16 protein-coding genes are annotated in these 19,455 nt (G+C 34.9%); 12 read left to right on the top strand and 4 right to left on the bottom strand.

What is annotated here, in order from left to right; all coding sequences use genetic code 11:
* Positions 1-73: 73 nt before the first annotated feature.
* The 5 genes from FJR03_RS04650 to FJR03_RS04670 all read left to right on the top strand — a co-directional run bounded on the left by FJR03_RS04650 (position 74) and on the right by FJR03_RS04670 (position 5,025).
* Positions 74-733: a response regulator transcription factor gene (locus FJR03_RS04650; RefSeq protein WP_193114484.1), complete on the top strand. Its 660-nt coding sequence runs from the start codon at positions 74-76 to the stop codon at positions 731-733.
* A 67-nt stretch (positions 734-800) separates the two neighbouring features.
* Positions 801-2,618: a menaquinone biosynthesis decarboxylase gene (locus FJR03_RS04655; RefSeq protein WP_193114485.1), complete on the top strand. Its 1,818-nt coding sequence runs from the start codon at positions 801-803 to the stop codon at positions 2,616-2,618.
* 95 nt (positions 2,619-2,713) lie between these two features.
* Complete coding sequence (locus FJR03_RS04660; RefSeq protein ID WP_193114486.1) at positions 2,714-3,049, top strand: cytochrome C; 336 nt, start codon at positions 2,714-2,716, stop codon at positions 3,047-3,049.
* A gap of 111 nt (positions 3,050-3,160) precedes the next feature.
* Positions 3,161-4,561: an argininosuccinate lyase gene (gene argH / locus FJR03_RS04665; protein WP_193114487.1), complete on the top strand. Its 1,401-nt coding sequence runs from the start codon at positions 3,161-3,163 to the stop codon at positions 4,559-4,561.
* Complete coding sequence (locus FJR03_RS04670) at positions 4,558-5,025, top strand: OsmC family protein (RefSeq protein ID WP_193114488.1); 468 nt, start codon at positions 4,558-4,560, stop codon at positions 5,023-5,025. The genes argH and FJR03_RS04670 overlap by 4 nt, the downstream gene beginning before the upstream one ends.
* 16 nt (positions 5,026-5,041) lie before the next feature.
* On the opposite strand, the gene FJR03_RS04675 is transcribed toward FJR03_RS04670, so the two are convergent.
* Positions 5,042-6,193, bottom strand: a complete 1,152-nt coding sequence (locus tag FJR03_RS04675; RefSeq protein ID WP_193114489.1) for a transglycosylase SLT domain-containing protein — start codon at positions 6,191-6,193, stop codon at positions 5,042-5,044.
* A 2-nt stretch (positions 6,194-6,195) separates the two neighbouring features.
* Positions 6,196-6,552, bottom strand: a complete 357-nt coding sequence (locus FJR03_RS04680; RefSeq protein ID WP_193114490.1) for a histidine triad nucleotide-binding protein — start codon at positions 6,550-6,552, stop codon at positions 6,196-6,198.
* Between the two features lie 111 nt (positions 6,553-6,663).
* Between FJR03_RS04680 and pheS the strand changes: the two genes are divergently transcribed.
* From pheS to serA, 7 genes are all read left to right on the top strand, one after another.
* A complete protein-coding gene (gene pheS, locus FJR03_RS04685) occupies positions 6,664-7,656 on the top strand; it encodes a phenylalanine--tRNA ligase subunit alpha (RefSeq protein WP_193114757.1) in 993 nt (330 codons plus the stop codon).
* A complete protein-coding gene (pheT, locus tag FJR03_RS04690) occupies positions 7,653-9,989 on the top strand; it encodes a phenylalanine--tRNA ligase subunit beta (protein WP_193114491.1) in 2,337 nt (778 codons plus the stop codon). Before pheS ends, pheT begins: the two co-directional genes overlap by 4 nt.
* Complete coding sequence (gene aroA / locus FJR03_RS04695; protein ID WP_193114492.1) at positions 9,986-11,266, top strand: 3-phosphoshikimate 1-carboxyvinyltransferase; 1,281 nt, start codon at positions 9,986-9,988, stop codon at positions 11,264-11,266. Before pheT ends, aroA begins: the two co-directional genes overlap by 4 nt.
* Positions 11,267-11,281: 15 nt before the next feature.
* Positions 11,282-12,112 carry a 4-hydroxy-3-methylbut-2-enyl diphosphate reductase gene (locus tag FJR03_RS04700; RefSeq protein ID WP_193114493.1) on the top strand — a complete coding sequence of 277 codons (831 nt, stop codon included), beginning with the start codon at positions 11,282-11,284 and terminating at the stop codon, positions 12,110-12,112.
* An 83-nt stretch (positions 12,113-12,195) separates the two neighbouring features.
* The gene (locus FJR03_RS04705; RefSeq protein ID WP_193114494.1) at positions 12,196-13,854 is read left to right on the top strand and encodes a 30S ribosomal protein S1; all 1,659 of its coding nucleotides are present in this window, start codon (positions 12,196-12,198) and stop codon (positions 13,852-13,854) included.
* Between the two features lie 6 nt (positions 13,855-13,860).
* The gene (locus FJR03_RS04710; RefSeq protein WP_193114495.1) at positions 13,861-14,340 is read left to right on the top strand and encodes a hypothetical protein; all 480 of its coding nucleotides are present in this window, start codon (positions 13,861-13,863) and stop codon (positions 14,338-14,340) included.
* Between the two features lies 1 nt (position 14,341).
* Complete coding sequence (gene serA, locus FJR03_RS04715) at positions 14,342-15,928, top strand: phosphoglycerate dehydrogenase (protein ID WP_193114496.1); 1,587 nt, start codon at positions 14,342-14,344, stop codon at positions 15,926-15,928.
* A gap of 217 nt (positions 15,929-16,145) precedes the next feature.
* Here the strand turns inward: serA and FJR03_RS11730 are convergent, their stop codons facing one another.
* Both FJR03_RS11730 and FJR03_RS11735 read right to left on the bottom strand, forming a co-directional pair.
* The gene (locus FJR03_RS11730; RefSeq protein WP_193114497.1) at positions 16,146-17,840 is read right to left on the bottom strand and encodes an efflux RND transporter permease subunit; all 1,695 of its coding nucleotides are present in this window, start codon (positions 17,838-17,840) and stop codon (positions 16,146-16,148) included.
* On the bottom strand, positions 17,840-19,453 hold the full coding sequence (locus FJR03_RS11735; protein ID WP_193114498.1) for an efflux RND transporter permease subunit: 1,614 nt from the start codon (positions 19,451-19,453) through the stop codon (positions 17,840-17,842). The genes FJR03_RS11730 and FJR03_RS11735 overlap by 1 nt, the downstream gene beginning before the upstream one ends.
* Between the last annotated feature and the right edge of the window lie 2 nt (positions 19,454-19,455).

Here is a 19,455-nt window from a genome sequence, read left to right on the forward strand (position 1 = left end):
TTATATCATGTAAATGGATTAAAAATGGATTTTTTCTTTTTTAGTGTACAATAGCTCAAATAATGGAGAAAGAATGAAAGTATTGATCGTAGATGAAAATAAAGAATTTACTTATGAGCTTCAAGAATATTTTATGAAGAAAAGTATTGAAATAGATATATTGAATTCATACGATAAAATTCTTGAAGAATATAATCAGGTAAATCTTCATGAATATGACAGTTTTATTTTTGAGATAGACAGTGAAAATCAACAGGGGCTGGATATTTTGGATTATATGAATATTTTAGAGATAGATAAACCTGTTATCTTTATATCTCAAGAGAAAAGTGTGGAACTTTTATCGAAAGCATTTGCTATGGGCGGGGAGGACTTTATTAGTAAACCGTTTCATATAAAAGAGTTAGAGTTACGAATGTTAAAAGGGATCAGAAAGAAGATCTCAAAAGATGAGATCGAGCTTCCCAATGAATATACCTATATATATTCCGAATATGCAGTTGCAAAACATCACTCTTATATAGATATGACGAAAAAACAGCGCCAGCTTTTATATCTGCTAATTACCAATAAAAACAATTTAGTGACATATTCTATGATATCAGATTATGTATATAACGGTAAAGAGTTTAGTAACAATGCAATAGCAACCCATATCAGAGATATTAGAAAAAAACTACCAGGTATCCCTATAAAAGCTGTTAAAGGGGATGGATATATCTTAAAAGTGTAATTCAAATTTACTGCAGACAAAACTCTATTATGATACAATTACCTAAAATTATTATAGAGATTTTAGAATGAAAAATACTATTGCACTATTGCAAAAACATAATGAATTAAAAGTAATTGATACAGAATTAGATATCTATTTGGAGATCCCACACCTTGCTTACGCTGAGGTAAAAAAAGATGAAGCGGGTAAAGCACTCCTTTTTACAAACGTTATTGATAAAAAAACGGGACATAAGTTTGAAGAGCCTGTACTAATGAATGTATTTGGTTCATTTAAAAGATGTGAACTTCTTTTTGGTCGTAAAATTGAAAGCGTTGCCGAAGAGATTACAAAACTGCTTCACATGAAACCACCTGCATCATTTCGTGAAAAACTTTCAATGGCAGGCGAACTGTTCCAATTAAAAAATATTTTTCCAAAACGTTTAAAATCGAAAGGTGCATGTCAAGAGATCATCCATCTTGAAAATGATATAGACCTTACAAAATTGCCAGTACTTACAACTTGGGAACAAGATGGTGGCCCTTTTATTACTATGGGACAGGTGTATACACAGTCACTTGACGGAGAGATGGTAAATCTTGGGATGTATAGACTTCAGGTATATGATAAAAACCATTTAGGGATGCACTGGCAGATCCATAAAGACTCTTCACACTTCTTCGACCAGTACCAAAAAGCAGGGAAAAAGATGCCTGTATCGATCGGAATAGGGGGAGATCCTCTTTATACTTGGTGTGCAACTGCACCGCTTCCATACGGTGTAAATGAACTCTTAATGTACGGACTTATCAAGAAGCAACCGGCTGAACTTGTAAAATCGATCACAAATCCGCTTTATATTCCAAAAGATGTAGATTACGTGATTGAAGGATGGGTTGATCCTGCTGCGTTAAAAGTAGAGGGGCCATTCGGTGATCATACAGGCTACTACACACTAGAAGAACCTTATCCTGTTTTAGAAGTTTCGGCTATTACGACAAAACGTGATAGAACATTTTTGGCAACAGTTGTTGGAAAACCACCGTTGGAAGATAAATATATGGGCTGGGCAACAGGAAAGATCTTCTTCCCGTTACTAAAAACAACAACACCTGACCTTATTGACTACCATATGCCGGAAAATGCAGGCTTTCATAACCTGATACTTGCTAAGATGCAGCCTCTTTATAAAGGGCATGCAAAACAGTTTATGCACGCTTTTTGGGGAGCAGGGCAGATGAGTTTTGTAAAACATGCAATCTTTGTTGATGAGAATGCACCGTCACTGGAGAACTATGAAGCGTTTGCAACATATGTGCTCAATCGTTTTACTCCAAAATCTATGTTTATTACTGAAGGTATTTTAGATGCACTTGACCACTCTTCACCAGAAGCGTTAGTAGGTGGAAAACTCGGAATCGATGCAACATCGGCAAATAAAGTGGAACCTCCACAACTGCTTGGTGATGCAGAGCTGTTAGAAAAAGTAAAAGAGCTTATCCCTGATGCAGTCGATCTTCACCAGTTTATGAGAAGAACAAACAACCCTATAACAGTAATCAGTGTAAACAAATCCAAAAATGCCCAAGAGTATTTTGATGCATTATTACCACTGAGTACAAACATAAGAATAGTGGTGTTTGTAGATGCTAATAAAAATGATGTACATAATGCTTATATGCTTGTATGGAGAGTCACAAATAATATTGATGCACTTCGTGATATTTACAAGTCTGGATTGATGGTTGGAATTGATGGGACAAACAAAAATGAACTTGACGGTTTTACAAGAGAATGGCCGGATGATGTTGATTGTACAATGTCGGTTGTGAACCATTTAAAAAATATTAGAGTTTGGGATTTAGATGAAGAGTTATTCAAAAAGTTCCAATTGTTATAGGAATATGGTAGTTTTTATTAAATTGATTCAAATCTAAGCTTCATATAATAAATTCTAATGTAATATGAGTTCTATTTATATTTTAAGGCTTGAAAATGACTAAATTTATATTTGTTGCGTCGGCAGCTTTAATACTGTTATTCTCGACAGCTGATGCAGCTATTTATAAAGGACAAAAAGAGTTTGTTAAGAAATGTGTGAAATGTCATGATACCGGACAAAATTTTGTGTCTAGCCACAAAATGAGATACTGGAAAAAGATGATGGCAAAAAAAGGGAAGCGTTTAGCAGAACTTCATTTAGAGAATCCAAAAGCGAAAAAGTCATGGAGTTATTTTAAAAGTAGAAAATATACAAGAAAGACTAAACACCTTAAACAGTTTCTTGTAGAGTATGCTAAAGATAGCGGAAACGTACCTGCTTGTAATTAAAATATTATAAAAATATAGACTTACTCTTTATAAGTCTATATTTCCTCTTTGTAAAATCACCTAATTTCGATAAAATATCAAACTTTTTTAAAAAATTTCAAGGAAACTCTTATGGATAAAATGTGGTCAGGTCGTTTTAGCGCAAGTGCATCAAGTTTATTAGACCAATTCAATGCTTCAATTATGTTTGATAGAAAACTATACTTAGAAGATATAGAAGGTTCATTAGCACATGCAACAATGCTAGAAAAACAAGGTATTTTAACAAAAGAAGAGTTAAAACAAATTACCGATGGTTTAAATCAAGTAAGAACTGAAATAGAGTCAGGCGAGTTTGAGTGGAAAATCTCTGATGAAGATCTTCATATGGGAATTGAGAAGCGTTTAACAGCTCTTATCGGTGATGCAGGGAAAAAACTTCATACTGCACGTAGTAGAAACGATCAAGTTGCTGTTGACTTTAGACGTTGGACACTTAAAAAGAATCTTGTTTTAGTAGAAGCTCTTAAAGCACTCATGAAAGAGGTTTTAGTTGTAGCTGAACAACATACAGAGACTTTAATTCCTGGTATGACACACTTACAACATGCACAACCAATTAATTTTGGTTTCCACTTAGGTGCATACCTTTCAATGTTTAAACGTGATATTGAAAGATTTGAAAGCTCATATGAGAGAAACAACGTTTCACCACTGGGATGTGCAGCATTAGCTGGAACTCCACATAATGTAAACCGTGAAACTACTGCTGATCTTCTTGGATTTGACTCTGTAAGTGTAAACTGTTTAGATACGGTAAGTGACAGAGATTTTGCATTAGAGATCTTATTTAATATCTCAACTATGATGATGCATATTTCACGCCTGAGTGAAGAACTTATTATGTGGTCTTCATACGAGTTTGGTTTCGTTGAATTAAGCGATGAATATTCAACAGGTTCTTCAATTATGCCACAAAAGAAAAACCCTGACGTTCCTGAGCTTTTACGTGGAAAAACAGGACGTGTATATGGTTCACTTATGGGACTATTAACAGTTATGAAAGGGCTTCCTTTAGCATATAACAAAGATACTCAAGAGGATAAAGAGGGTGTTTTTGATGCAGTTGAAACTGCTGAGATTTCATTAGAGATCTTAAAAGAAGCGATTAAAACAATGACTGTAAAACCACACAATATGGAAAAAGCATGTGCTATCGGTCACTTAAGTGCAACAGACTTAGCAGATTACCTTGTAGAGAAGTGTAATATCCCATTCCGTGAGGCTCATTTTATCACTGGACGAGCAGTAGCAAAAGGTGAGGAATTAGGCGTTGATTTAAGTGCAATGGAGTTCAAATATCTTAAAGAGATTGATGAGAGAATTAACGAAGATGTTATGCCGTATTTAGCACTTCGCCACTCTATGAATGCTAGAACATCTCAAGGTGGAACCGCAACAGTTAGAACACTAGAACAATTAGAGTTTTTTAGAGCTTATATAACAGAACAAAGTGAGGATTTAAACGTATGAAAATAAGTGTAACACATAAGGATGCTATGAAGTTTGAGGCTAAGACTGAAAAGTCTAGCTTTATTATTGATTGTCCTACAATCTCTCCGATTGAGTACTTTTTATCGGGTATTATCACTTGTAGTGCAACAGATATAGTTATGATTCCTAAAAATCAAGGTAAAACTGTAACTGACTTGGTAGTTGACGGTGAGGTAGAACGTGCTGAGGATCATCCAAGAAAATTTACAAAGCTGCATTTAACGTACAACTTTAACTCTGATGCAGATGACGACACTCAAGCTGCTCGCTGGGTAATGGCTTCAGTTGAGACTTACTGTTCAACTATTAATACTATCCGTGATACAACTGAGATCTCTTACTCAATTACACATAACGGTAAACTTATTCGTGAAAATGAAAAAATGATTAGCGGTGGCGGTAGTAAGATAGATATGGGTGATATTGACGCTTGTTGTAGCTAATAGCTAGGTTTTTTACCTAGCTACCCTGATAAACCTCTTCATAAACTTTCATTCTTTTTGTAACTCTTTTTAAATAATGTTTCGGCTCATCATATTTTAGATCTCTTAGAAGTCTATTATATACCTCATTTGGTGCAAGTCTGTTTATCACTTTTGCAGCAGAAGGTACACTGTTTGAACGTACAAAAGCACGTGCTACGTTTCCCGCACCCGTGTTATATGCAGCAATTGTACAGTAAAGTCTGCTTTGTGGATTTTTTATATGTTTGAGATATTGATAGTATAAGATGTGTAAGTAGGCACTTCCAAGTTCTATATTGTTTTTTGAGTTATAGAGATAACTTCCTGATACAAGCCTTTTTTGTTTATATAGATAGTTGTAAGCATCTATGCCGGCTGTTCTTGGTACAATCTGCATCAATCCATATGCAGGTACATGTGAGCGTGCCATAGGGTTAAAACTACTTTCAGAATGCATAATAGCAAAGATTAACGCTATAGAAATATCTTGTCGTTTTGAATTTTTTACAACATCATTGAGGTATGTTTTAGAACGTTTATACGTCGTGTCTTTTGGAAGTTTTACTTCAACAAAGTAGACCTTTTTTTGCTTTTTTGAAGTTTTTACTTGAATATCTTTTGTATTTTTTTCGACATACTCTACAACATCTTTTTTCTTTGGAGGCTTTGTAAAAACAATGTTTTTAAGTATCGCTTTAGCATCAGGTTTTGCACTGATAACGTTTTGAGGTTTAGCAATTTTTTGCAGTCTGTTTTGCAGAGGATCAAGCTCATACGCTTTTTGAGTATCGATAGTTACAGCTTTTGCAAGGGCCAAATTGATTTTTGCTTTTGCCTCTTTTTCTGAAGAGGCTAATGTTTCGATTTTAATAGTTTCATTTTTAAAATCTACATCTGTACGGGTTTTTTTATCTTTTGTATAGCTAATCCATTGGGTTTTATTTGAAAGCTTTGGATTGTCCCAAAAAACACCCAGTTCTTTTTTATAATCTTCAAAAGCTTTTTGTTGGGCTTTTTGGTATTGTTTAAAGGCATTTTCTTGGGATTGTTTGTATTGTTGAAACTGTTTTAATTGGTCTGTATATGATTGTTCAGCAACAAGCAAAGTTGTCGCTGTAACAAGGGAAAGAAAAATTTTATGTAGCATTTTTAGAACATATTTTTTGGATCAGAATCGCTAAAGTGTCCCCATTTTAGTTTTGCACCGCCTATAATGTGAAAATGGAGATGTCCAACCTCTTGACCACCGTTTTCTCCGATATTTGTGATCACTCTATATCCACTTTTGTCAATTCCTACTTTTTTAGCTACTTCTTGGATAAAAGCAGTCATTCCTGACATCATCTGTGGTGTTACTTCGTTAAAACTGTCAACATGAAGTTTCGGGATCGCTAAAATATGAACAGGTGCCTTTGGATTGATGTCGTGAAATGCTAAAAAATCATCATTTTCCAGCTCAATATTTGAGGGGATTTCTTTATTTATAATTTTACAAAATATACACATATATTATTCCTTATTTTTTAGTTATTGTAGCACATAATTTACCAAATGAAGCTGTTTATAAATAATATTTGCTATAATCACTTTAAAATTTTATAACTTTGGGTGAACATATTGAAAGAGTGGTACGATAAGATAAACGAAGCACAGAATGTTGAGTCTCTTGAAGAGATTCGCATCGCTGTTTTTGGGAAAAAAGGTGTGTTAGCTGCTGAATTTGCAAAAATGAAATCAGCACCTAATGAAGAAAAAGCACAAATTGCAAAAGATTTAAATACACACAAAGCAACACTTACAAATAATCTAAATGCGAAAAAAATAGAACTACAGACAAAAGAGTTAAGAGAAAAGATGGAAGCGGAAGCTATCGATGTATCTCTTTTCAGTCAAAAAAGTTCTGCAGGTGCACTGCACCCTGTTATGCAGACTATGGATAGAATCGTAGAGTATTTTGCTTCTATGAATTTTGCAGTAAAAACGGGAAATATGGTTGAAGATGACTTTCATAACTTTGAAGCATTAAACCTTCCAAAATACCACCCAGCTCGTGATATGCAAGATACTTTCTATTTTAAAGATGAGATGCTTCTTAGAACACACACATCTCCGGTTCAAATTAGAACAATGATGTCTACAAAACCGCCTATTCGCATGATCGCTCCTGGTGCGGTATTTAGACGTGATTATGACTTGACTCATACACCAATGTTCCATCAGATAGAGGGACTTTTAGTAGATGAAGAGGGGAAAGTTTCATTCGCAAACCTCAAGTTTATATTAGAAGACTTTTTAAAGTACATGTTTGGTGACGTTGATGTACGTTTCCGCCCATCATTCTTCCCGTTTACAGAACCTTCAGCAGAGGTAGATATCTCTTGTGTATTCTGTAAAGGTGACGGTTGCCGTGTATGTTCACACACTGGATGGTTAGAAGTTCTTGGATGCGGTATAGTTGATCCAAACGTATTTGAAGCAGTTGAATACAAAGATGTAAGCGGATACGCATTTGGACTGGGTGTTGAGCGCTTTGCCATGCTTATACACCAAATTGGTGACTTACGTTCACTTTTTGAAGGCGATATAAAATTACTGGAGCAATTTCAATGATAGTTACAAGATCTTGGTTAAACGAGTGGATAGATTTAGACGGTATTTCAACAGAAGATATCGCAAAAACATTTAACTCTATAGGTCTTGAAGTAGACAGAGTAGAAGAGTTCCGTGTCCCTAAAAAAGTTGTATTTGGTAAAGTACTTGAGTGTGAAAAACACCCTGATGCCGATAAGTTGAATATCTGTAAAGTAGATCTTGGAACGGCAACACGTCAGATCGTATGTGGTGCTAAAAACGTACGAGCCGGTTTAGATGTCGTAGTTGCTACAATCGGTGCAGAGCTCCCTGGCGGTTTAGTAATCAAGCCTGTAAAACTTCGTGGTGTTGATTCTGAGGGGATGATTTGTTCACCGGGTGAGATAGGACTTCATAGTTTTTGTGACGGTATTATGGAACTTGATGAGAGTATCGGTGAGTTTACTCTTGGTGAAGATGTATGTGAGAACCCATATTTTAATGATGACCTTATTGAGATCGAGCTTACTGCAAACAGAGGTGACTGTTTAAGTATTCGCGGTGTAGCACGTGATCTAAGTGCAGCATTTGATCGTCCTTTAAAAGAGTATAACGTTACAGACAATGACGATATGCGTGGAATCGGAAGAATTTTATCTTTAGTACACGATAAAGATCTTGATGTAAATCTTCGTTATAAAGCTCTTGATTTAGATTCTTTAACTTTACCGTTTTTAGTAAAAATGAGACTTGCTCAGATCGATGAAAACAGAGAAAGTGATGTAGAATCTATTATGCTTTACGCCACACACTCAACTGGTGTAATCATGAGAGCATACTCTCACGAGTTTTTCGGAACTGACGATGAGAAGATGGCAAAAGTACATTTGAGTGAAGATGATAAAGGGTTTGCATGTATTCAATCTGATGCAGGCAATGTTGCTTCAACAGTTGGTATTATTCAGAAAAAAGAGTCTAAAGTGACTGCTTCAAACGGTATGATCCTAATTGAAGCGAGTTATATCCCACCAGATATTATCTCTAAAAAGATGGATGAAAATAAAGTTGAATCGGGACCGATGTTTTACAGAACATCTCGCGGAAGTGAACCGGAATTAGAAGCTGGTCTTTCGTTTTGTATCGATATCATAGAAAAGTATTCAAACTCGTCTACTTTTGGCGGTACTATTGAACTTATTAACTCTGTAAAAGAGAAGATTATTACAGTTTCAAAACAAGAGATCGATGAGATTATCGGTGCAAAGATAGACAAGATAGTAATTACAAAAATACTTAAAAACTTAGGTTTCAATACATCAAAATCTACTGTAGATAATTTTGTTATTTCTGTGCCTCAGTATCGTCACGATATCTCAAACAAGCAAGATATCATCGAAGAGATTGTAAGAATGGTTGGGATCGATAATATCCCTGCAAAACCGTTTGTACTTACGGAAGACAACCGTTTAGAGGATAATTACTTCGAGTATAAAAAACGTTCATATTATAGATACCGTGCTGCTCAAAGCGGATTTTTTGAGTCTGTACATTTCGTGTTTGATGAGAAAAAAGTGCTTAACTCGTATGGATTTGAAACTACAAAAGAGGAGTTAGAGCTACTTAATCCGATTGTACAAACTTTAGATACATTAAGACCGACATTAATGACTAACTTACTAAAAGCTGCATCTGCCAATAAGAAAAACGGTTATAGCTCTGTAAGACTTTTTGAAGTAGGTTCAGTATTTTCACCTGATCGCAGTGAAAGTTTAAAAATGGCATTTCTTTTCAGTGGTGCAAAAGAGGAAGAATCACTTCTTAACGGTGGTAGACCTGCAAAAGTTGATTTTGGAGGTTTTGTACAGAAGATCTCTGATGTGATTGGCGATGTGGAGCTTTGTGAATATGAAACTACACATAAATTATCACACCCTTACCAGTGTGCAGAAGTGTTTGTAGAGGGAAAAAGAGTAGGAGAGCTTTTTAAAGTACATCCTGAAGTTGAAAATGACTATGATCTAGAAGATACGTATATGTGTGAACTAGATTTTACAGAGCTTTCATACGGATTAAAAGTAGCTCAAAAAAGTTCTAAATATCAAGCTTCATTTAGAGACCTAAGCTTACTCGTTCCAAATGATGTTAGTTATGAGAAAATTAAAACAGTTATAGACTCAAATGCAACAGAAGAGTTAGTAAGATTTTATCCTGTAGATAAGTATAGTGATGATTCTTTAGGTGATAACAGTAGTTTAAGTTTACGTTTTGTATTACAGTCTAATGAAAAAACACTTGAAGAGGAAGATATAACAAATGCGATGGAGTCTATCCTTAATGCATTGAAAGATGAATTGGGAATCGGTCTGAGATGAGTTTAGTAGAAGTTTTTCCGGCAAAACCATTTTCACTAAAAACTTCGGAGATTGCTCCGGACAAATCTATATCGCATAGAAGTGTAATGTTTGCAATGTTAGCAGACGGTGTCAGTACAATAGATAATTTTTTAAGAGCAGAAGATACTCTAAACTCTTTGGAAATTGTAAAAAATCTCGGTGCTGAAGTTGAAGATGACGGAAAAACTATCAAAATATCTTCAAATGGTATTCAAGAGAGTTTTGAAGTACTGGATTGCGGAAACTCAGGAACCGGAATGCGTCTTTTTTGTGGACTTTTAAGTTCAGCTAACGGTCATTTTGTTTTAACGGGAGATAAATATCTTCGCCGTCGTCCAATGAAAAGGGTTGCCGAGCCACTTAAAAGTATCGGTGCAAAAATAGATGGACGTGATAATGGCAACTTAGCGCCACTCTCAATTCGCGGAGCTTCACTTAAAGCATTTAATTATGATAGTAAAATCGCATCGGCTCAGGTTAAATCTTGTATGATTTTAGCCGCTTTAAGAGCTGATGGTGTATGTACATATACTGAACCTGAACTCTCTCGCGATCATACAGAGAGAATGTTAAAAGGTATGGGTGCCGGTATTGAAGTTGAAGGTTTAACAACAACAATTAGACCTATGGAAAAACTTTTATCTCCACTCTCTATCAGAGTACCTGCTGATCCATCAAGCGCATTTTTCTTTGCCGTTGCTGCTGCTATTACAGAGGGAAGTGATGTTACTTTAGAAGGTGTTACACTTAACCCTACACGTATAGAAGCATTTAAAGCGTTAGAGAGAATGGGTGCAGATATCACTTATACAATGACTGATAACAAGTATGAACCGATAGGGGACATTAGAATAAAATATGCACCGCTTCAAGCGATAACGGTTGAAGATAATATCTCATGGCTTATCGATGAACTACCAGCTCTAAGCATTGCTATGGCTTGTGCTGAAGGTGAAAGCATTGTAAAAAATGCAGAAGAGTTACGTGTAAAAGAATCTGATCGTATCTCTACGGTTGTAGAAGGGCTTCATGCTTGTGGTATTGAAGTTGATGAATATGAAGATGGCTACAAAGTTAAAGGTGGTACTCTTCAAAAAGCAAAAGTTGACAGTGACGGCGATCATAGAATTGCAATGAGTTTTATTATTGCTGGTTTAAAATGTGGTATGGAAGTGACTGATCTTGATTGTATCAATACATCATTTCCAAACTTTTTTGAGATACTTCAAAAAATTACAAAAGTAGAATTTAAATAAAAGAGACAGTAAATTATGAAGATTGAGTTAGCGGAAAATTATGGTTTTTGTTTTGGTGTAAAACGCGCAATTAAAATAGCAGAAGACAATCAAAATGCAGCGACATACGGACCGTTAATTCACAATTCTAAAGAGATTGCACGTCTTGAAAAAGATTTTAAAGTCGGTTTAACCGATGACTATAAAATTTTTAAAGCGGGTGATAAAGCGATCGTTCGTACACACGGCATTCAAAAACAAGAACTTCAAGAATTAAAAGATAAAGGTGTAAATGTAGTTGATGCAACATGCCCTTATGTGACAAAACCCCAAGAGATCGCTCAGGAGATGAGTGAAAAAGGGTATAGTGTCGTGATCTTTGGAGATGATGAACACCCTGAAATAAAAGGTGTAAAGTCGTATGCTACACACGGTGCATTAGTTGTTACTTCACCTGAGGAGTTAGAGGGTGTAAAACTGCATGAAAAAATAGCCCTTATTGCTCAAACAACGAGAAAAGTTGAGGATTATATGAAAGTTGCAAATTATCTGATCCCTCGCTATAAAGAGGTTAGAGTATTTAATACTATATGTAATGCAACATTTGAAAACCAAGATGCCGTGAGAAAACTTTCAAAAAAAGCTGACATAATGCTTATTATCGGTGGAAAAAACTCATCAAATACAAAACAACTTTTTAAAATTTCACAAGAAAACTGTCAAAATTCTTATCATATAGAAGATGAAAAAGATTTGGATTTTTCTTGGTTTGATAATAAAAACTTATGTGGAATTTCTGCCGGAGCATCTACACCGGATTGGATTATACAAAACGTAATTGACAATATAAAATCAAAAATTTCATAAAACTTTAAAATCTTCAAAATTTATATAAAAATAACCATATTTTCGTTATAATTGCACAATTTTTATGTAACAGAGGATAGGTAATGGCGTTCGATAACGAATCATTCGAAGAAGAAGAAAGTTTTGCAGAATTATTTGCTGCAAGTGAAAGACAACAAGAAACAAGTCGCATCGTAGAGGGTGAGATAGTTGAGATCCAAGCTGATGATAACAGAGCATTAGTTGGTGTAGGTGACAAGTTAGAAGGTATTATAAGCCTTGATGAAATTCGTGATGCTGATGGTGAATTAAAATTCGGTACTGGCGATAAAATCAAAGTAATGATTACAGGATACTACAATGAGCGTCCTAAAATCTCTTATAAAAAAGTACTTGAGCAAGAGAAAACTATTGAATTTATCGATGCACACAAAGAAGACTTTGAAAACTTAGTTGTTGAAGGTGTAATTACTAAGAAAAACCGTGGTGGTTATGTAGTTGAAGCTGATGATGTTTCATTCTTTATGCCACGTTCATTAGCTGCATTCAAAGACACTGATGATGTAGTTGGTAAAAAAATCAAAGCACAAGTTGTAAAAGTTGACGCAGAAGATAACTCAATCGTACTTTCTCGTCGTAAACTTTTCAATGAAGAGCGTAAAAAGAAAAAAGAGATCATTGATAAAATCATGGCTGACGATGTAATCGTTGACGGTGTTATCAAAAAAATCACTAGCTACGGTATGTTCGTTGATGTTGGTGGTGTTGACGGTTTAGTACACTACAACGAGATCTCTTATAAAGGTCCAGTAAATCCAGCTAAACTTTATAAAGAGGGTGATGTTGTAACTGTTAAAGCTATCGCTTACGATAAAGACAAGCGTCATCTTTCACTTTCAATCAAAGCTGTTCAACCAGATCCATGGGCTGAAGTTGAGTCTGAATTAGATGAAGGTGATACAATTACTGTAACTGTTTCAAATATTGAAAACTACGGTGTATTCGTTGACCTTGGAAACGATATTGAAGGTTTCTTACACATTTCAGAAATCACTTGGGATAAAAACGTTAAAAACCCAGCTGATTATTTAGAAGTTGGTCAAGAGATTGATGTTGAAGTTATCGAGATTAACCCTAAAACTCATAAACTTCGTGTATCATTAAAAAGACTTCTTCCGAAACCGTTTGATGAATTTATGAAAAACTACCGTGAAGGTGATGTTGTAACTGGTACTGTTACATCATTAACTGATTTTGGTGCATTCGTTCGTATCGATGGTGTTGAAGGTTTACTTCATAACCAAGATATCTCTTGGGATAAAAACACTAAAGCGAAAGATGTATTAAAATCTGGTGACGAAGTTGAAGTTAAAATTGCTAAAATCAACGAAGATGACCAAAAAATCTCTTTAAATAGAAAAACACTTTTAGAATCTCCAATTGACAAGTTTGCTACAACTAATAAAGTAAACTCTGTTGTAAAAGGTACTATCCGTGATATTAAAGATTTCGGTGTATTCGTATCTCTTGGAGACGGTGTTGATGCACTTATCCGTGATGAAGATTTAGCTCCTTTAAATAAAGAAGAGTTAGAAATTGGTCAAGAGATTGAAGCAGCAGTTGCAAACATTGACACTCGCCGTGACCGTATCCGTTTATCTGTTAAAAAACTAGACTACATTAAAAATCAAGCAATGTTAGAGGAGATCAACGATACTGAATCTCACTCACTTGGTGACTTGATAAAAGATCAAATCAAATAATATTTGATGCAAACTGTTTTAAAATGGCTAACTCCTGCGATCGCGTTGGGAGTTGCTGTTTTTATACTATTTTTTCTGATCTCTATAAACTCACAAGAGCCTATAGTTGATGGGGAACCTTTAGCATTAGAGACTAACCTTGTTCAAAAAAATCCTGAAAAGATGTGGCTAAATCATTTTTCTGAATCGGAAAGAAAAGGGTATAGTTATCCAGTGAATGAAGTTTACGTAAAACTTGATCTAGATGAAAAAATAACTAAAACTAAAACCTATAAGTTGTCTGCAAAAGTAAAAGATCCTTACCAACTATTTTGTTTAAAAGAGGAGTTACGAGGACATCAATTGAAGTATTATCTTAAAAAAGATAAACAAGGGATAGATTTACTTATTTATTCACAAAATGTTGATAAATTAAATAACTTGGTAAAAGTTTTAAAAAATTATAAAATTCAAGCTCAAATAGGGCTATTTAAAGAGGAATATTAAAATGCAAAAATATACAATTGTAGTTTGTGACCATATCCATACAGCTGGTTTGGAGATGCTTCAAAACGATGAAAATGTTAACTTTATCATGGCGGCAGATGAGCCAAAAGATAAACTTGTAAAAGAGATTATTCCGCAAGCTGATGTTGCAATTACTAGAAGTTCTACAGATGTTGATGATTTCTTTTTAGAGCATGCAACAAATATGAAAGCACTTGTTCGTGCAGGTGTTGGTGTTGATAATGTTGATATTCCAGGATGTTCAAAACAAGGTATTATTGTAATGAACGTACCTACTGCAAATACAATTGCAGCAGTTGAGTTAACTATGGCTCATATGCTTTCTTGTATGAGAATGTTCCCATACTCTCATGATCATCTAAAAAATCAACGTATTTGGAAACGTGAAAAATGGTACGGACATGAGCTTAAAGGTAAAAAACTTGGTGTAATCGGTTTCGGTAACATCGGTAGCCGTGTTGCAAAACGTGCTAAAGCTTTTGAGATGGACATTGTTGCATACGATCCGTATATCCACCCGTCGAAAGTAACTGACCTTGATATGACATATACAAAAAACTTTGAAGATATTTTAGCATGTGACGTTATTACGATTCACACTCCTAAAAACAAAGAAACTATCGGTATCATAGGTGCAGAAGAGATTGCTAAAATGAAAGACGGTGTAGTTTTAGTAAACTGTGCACGTGGTGACCTTTACAATGAAGATGCACTTTACGACGGACTTAAATCTGGTAAAATCCGTTTTGCAGGTATTGATGTATTTGGTAAAGAACCGGCAACAGACAATAAACTACTTGATTTAGATAACATTGTTGTTTCTCCACACTTAGGTGCAAACACTTACGAGTCTCAGTACAATATCGGTACACAAGCTGCTGAAAATGCAATCGCAGCTGCGAAGGGGATCTCTTATCCAAATGCACTTAACTTACCAATTGATGAGTCTAAAATACCATCATTTGTAAAACCATTCTTAGAGATGGGACAAAAAATCGGTTTCTTAGCATCTCAGATCAACAAATCTCAAATCATCTCTATCAAAGTAACTGGTAATGGTGAGATTGGTGAATATGTAGATTCATTATCTACTTTCGTGACAGTTGGTGCTATGAGCCAAAGCTCTGATAAAATCAACTATGTAAATGCGGATTTTATTGCAAAAGAAAAAGGTATCAAAATTGAAGCTGAAAACCTTGGTGATTCTAATGTATATAAAAATCTTATCACTGCTAAATTAACAACTGCAGAGGGTACAACTACTATTAGTGCAACTATCTTTGATGACGGTGTTCAAAGAATGGTGGCTATCAACGGTTTTGAGAATGAAGTAGCTCTCAAAGGTCATATGGTACTGTTTAAAAACTCTGATGTTCCTGGTGTTATCGGTAACGTTGGTATGACTTTAGCAAAACATAATGTAAATATTTCTGACTTCTCTCTTGCTCGTAATGCAAACAAAGAAGCTCTTGCTGTTATCTTAGTTGATGATAAAGTAGATGAAACTACATTAAAAGAGTTAGCAGCATTAGACGCATGTCTAAATGTTAGTTACGCTAATATCTAAGTAGACGCACCTCTTTTCTTTTACATCTTCAGGTAGAGCCAGAAGGCTCTACTTTTTATAAATCCCCGTTTAATATTTCAATTACAAAATTTACATTGATAAACATTAGCAGAAAGTTCTCAGTTACAGTATAAAGATAAATATAGAAAATCGTAAAGAGAATAGAAGAGTATGTATGAACAAAAGTTGTTCATACATAAAAGAAGCTATATAAGAGTTAAATAGCTTCTGTATTGTCCATAAGGACCGGAACGAAGATAATCGATACGATAACCGCTACAACAGTTCCTGAAATAAGTGCAACACCAAGTCCTCCAAAAACAGGATCACTTGCGAGCAATGAAGAACCTAAAATAATGGCAATTGCTGTTAGTAAAATAGGTTTTAGTCTTGTAGCACTTGCAATAGCGATAGCACGTTGTTTTTCTATACCATTGTTTTTGATGAGATCTTTTGTAAAGTCGACAAGCAGTAGAGAGTTTCTTGAGCTAATACCGATAAGAGCAATAAAGCCTATCAAACTTGTAGCTGTTAAGAAAAATACATCCTCAGTAAATAGATTAGCTACCCAGTGCCCTAAAATAACACCAATGATAGATAGGAAACTGCCACCTAAGATAATACCGCTAATAGCATATGATTTATAATAAATTACCATTAGTAAAAAGATAAGTATAAGTGCAGCAATAAATGCAGCTCCCAGATCTCTAAAAGTATCAAGTGTTACTTTCATCTCTCCATCCCAACGAAGAAGATACTCTTCACCTGTCTTTTTATCTACAAGTGTGAGATCAAACATATACGTAGAGATACCTGGCTCTTTATTTACTTCATACCCTTTTTCAGAGAAGTATTTGATCATTTTATCTCTGGCGTCTAAAAGAGGGTAGACCTGACTTTGGTTATCTGTTTCAGCTGTGACATTGATCATAGTTTTGAGATCTTTATGATAGATTGTTCTATCCGATTTTACCTCTTTAATCTCTACAACCTCTGTTAGTGGAATCATCATCCCTTTATTGTTCATTAAATATAGTGAACTTAATTTTGTTCGCAGCGATGCAAGTGAGTTTTCATTGATATCTTTTGTTTCATCACTTAATGATACAAAAATACCAACTTGGTCATTGAGCTCTATTGTATTTTTAACTGCAACTACCATCCCTTTAAATGCAAGGTAAAGGATCTGATTAACCTGTTCAACACTTAAACCGCTTCTAGCAATTTTTTCAGAGATAGGCATAAGTTTATACTTATCATAAGGTGTTTCACTCATTACATCAACATCTACAATCTTATCTGTTTGTTTTAAGACCTTTGATACTTCATTTGCAACACCTGCAACTTTTGTATTTGAGTCTCCATATACTTCAACAACTATAGAAGCCATTGTTGGCGGACCTGCAGGCATCTCAATCATTTGGATTACAGTGCCGTCTATTTTAGACTCACAACTGTTTTTTATAACAGGTCTAAGACGTTGCACCATTATAAAAGATTTTTCATCACGATGGTGTTTATCTGTAAGATTTACTACAATTTCCGCAAATCTCTCACCCTGTTTCATACCGCTTCCTTTTACTAGTCCGGCATAATCAAGAGGAGCACCTTCACCTATAAAGCTCTCAATGTCAGTAACTTCCTTTTCAGGTTTCAATATATCTTCAACACATTGCACAACCTCTTTAGTTTGAGAGATCGAACTCCCATCAGGCGTTTTTACATAGATGCTAAACGTGTTAGAGCTTTTTCCAGGTAACATTCTTGCAAGGACAACTTCTGTTGGAAGCATTAAAATTGTTCCAAATAGAGATAAAAAGATAAGTGCAGTAACTAAAAGTTTTTTTGAGCGATGCTGCAAAATATCATAAATAAAGTTTTCAAACTTTTTCCCCTGATGTTTATTTGACATTAAAGGCTCCCTTTATTGTTTTCTTTTGGATGGTGTGCACCATCATCCTTGATTTTTAAGAGTTTTTTACTTAAATACGGTGTAAATATATACGCTACTATTAAAGAAGCTATAAGGGCTACCGGAACATTAAGTGGAATAGGTTTCATAAATGCACCCATCATACCCCCTACAAATGCCATAGGTACCATTGTTAAGATGATAGCAAGTGTAGCAACATTTGTCGGTGCTCCAATCTCATCAGTCGCTTTTACAACTAAAGTATCAATATCTTTATGTTCACTATCATGTGCATGTAAATGTCTATGGATATTTTCAATTACGATAATTGCCGCATCAACAAGAAGTCCTAGGGAGAGTAAGAATGCAAACAGTGTCATTCTATTGATTGTTTGTCCGCTTAAGTATGCTACAAATAGTGTAGCTGCTAAAATAGCAGGTACTGTAAACATTACGATCATACTCTCTTTATAGCCAAGGAAAAATACCAGCATTACAGTAATGATAACAATCGTAATAATAAGGTGCTCAACAAGTTCATTAACTGCTTCATTTGCACGTTGTCCATAATCTCTAGTGATTTTATATCCGATCCCTTGAGCTTTTAACTCTTCGTCGTATTTTTCAAGAAGTGCTTTAACATCATCTGCAACAAATACAGCATTAGAACCTGCAAGTTTTGAGATGCTAAGTGTTATCTGTGAGTATGAACTTTTCTCTTTTTCATCGTTAAGTGTTATTCTCGCCGAGAGTTTATCATTAGCATTAATTCCATCTTCTACAGTTGCAATATCTTTGAGGTAGATTGGAGAGCCCATATATTGTGCAACCATTATATTTTGTACATCTTCAATGCTCTCAATAACATTTTGTACACCAAACACAACAAGTTTTTTATCTTGCGTATTTGTATTAACATCTGGTGCTTTGATAGAGATCGCTTTAATCGCTTGAACTATTTGCCCTAAAGAGAGGTGATACCCTTTGAGTTTATTAAGGTCAACATTTACATTAAATTGTTGTTTATGCTCACCTTTGAGATCTGTTTTTGAAACATTGTCTATTTGTGCGATCTTAATTTTAATATCTTGGATTGTTTTTAAAAAATCAGAATATACAAGAGAATTATTTGTTTGATAAAAAGCGATATTTACAATTGGGATATCGATGTCAATATCAAAAGGCTTTACTAACGGCTGCATAACCTCTTTAGGCATAAGGTCCATGTTCTGCATAACTTTATCGTAAAGTTTAAGATTTGATGCTTCTCTGTTTTGCCCAATATAATACATTACATTGATAATACCTACATTTTCCATACTCATAGAATAGATATGCTCAACACCGCTAATTTCACGAATCTTTTGCTCTAATGGCTGAACAACAATCTTTTCAACCTCTTTTGGAGAGAGTCCCGGTGCAGCGACCACAATACTACCACCGCTCAGTGCTATTTGCGGATCCTCTTCACGCGGCATAACTTCTAAAGAGATATATCCGATTGCCAGTAAAAATACTGCTAAAATAGCTGTTAGTGGGTTGTATAAAAACGATTTTGCAAGTTTCCCTGCTGTATCACTAACTTCTAAGTTCCTAATTTCCTTTTCACTCATAA

The sequence above is a fragment of the Sulfurimonas marina genome (assembly GCF_014905095.1).
GTDB lineage: Bacteria > Campylobacterota > Campylobacteria > Campylobacterales > Sulfurimonadaceae > Sulfurimonas > Sulfurimonas marina.

Coding starts and splice junctions, on each gene's coding strand:
- FJR03_RS04710 (WP_193114495.1), top strand. CDS start 13,861: ATGCAAACTGTTTTAAAATGGCTAACTCCTGCGATCGCGTTGGGAGTT.
- serA (WP_193114496.1), top strand. CDS start 14,342: ATGCAAAAATATACAATTGTAGTTTGTGACCATATCCATACAGCTGGT.
- FJR03_RS04705 (WP_193114494.1), top strand. CDS start 12,196: ATGGCGTTCGATAACGAATCATTCGAAGAAGAAGAAAGTTTTGCAGAA.
- FJR03_RS04670 (WP_193114488.1), top strand. CDS start 4,558: ATGAAAATAAGTGTAACACATAAGGATGCTATGAAGTTTGAGGCTAAG.
- FJR03_RS11730 (WP_193114497.1), bottom strand. CDS start 17,840: ATGTCAAATAAACATCAGGGGAAAAAGTTTGAAAACTTTATTTATGAT.
- FJR03_RS11735 (WP_193114498.1), bottom strand. CDS start 19,453: ATGAGTGAAAAGGAAATTAGGAACTTAGAAGTTAGTGATACAGCAGGG.
- FJR03_RS04650 (WP_193114484.1), top strand. CDS start 74: ATGAAAGTATTGATCGTAGATGAAAATAAAGAATTTACTTATGAGCTT.
- FJR03_RS04660 (WP_193114486.1), top strand. CDS start 2,714: ATGACTAAATTTATATTTGTTGCGTCGGCAGCTTTAATACTGTTATTC.
- FJR03_RS04655 (WP_193114485.1), top strand. CDS start 801: ATGAAAAATACTATTGCACTATTGCAAAAACATAATGAATTAAAAGTA.
- aroA (WP_193114492.1), top strand. CDS start 9,986: ATGAGTTTAGTAGAAGTTTTTCCGGCAAAACCATTTTCACTAAAAACT.
- argH (WP_193114487.1), top strand. CDS start 3,161: ATGGATAAAATGTGGTCAGGTCGTTTTAGCGCAAGTGCATCAAGTTTA.
- pheT (WP_193114491.1), top strand. CDS start 7,653: ATGATAGTTACAAGATCTTGGTTAAACGAGTGGATAGATTTAGACGGT.
- FJR03_RS04680 (WP_193114490.1), bottom strand. CDS start 6,552: ATGTGTATATTTTGTAAAATTATAAATAAAGAAATCCCCTCAAATATT.
- FJR03_RS04675 (WP_193114489.1), bottom strand. CDS start 6,193: ATGCTACATAAAATTTTTCTTTCCCTTGTTACAGCGACAACTTTGCTT.
- FJR03_RS04700 (WP_193114493.1), top strand. CDS start 11,282: ATGAAGATTGAGTTAGCGGAAAATTATGGTTTTTGTTTTGGTGTAAAA.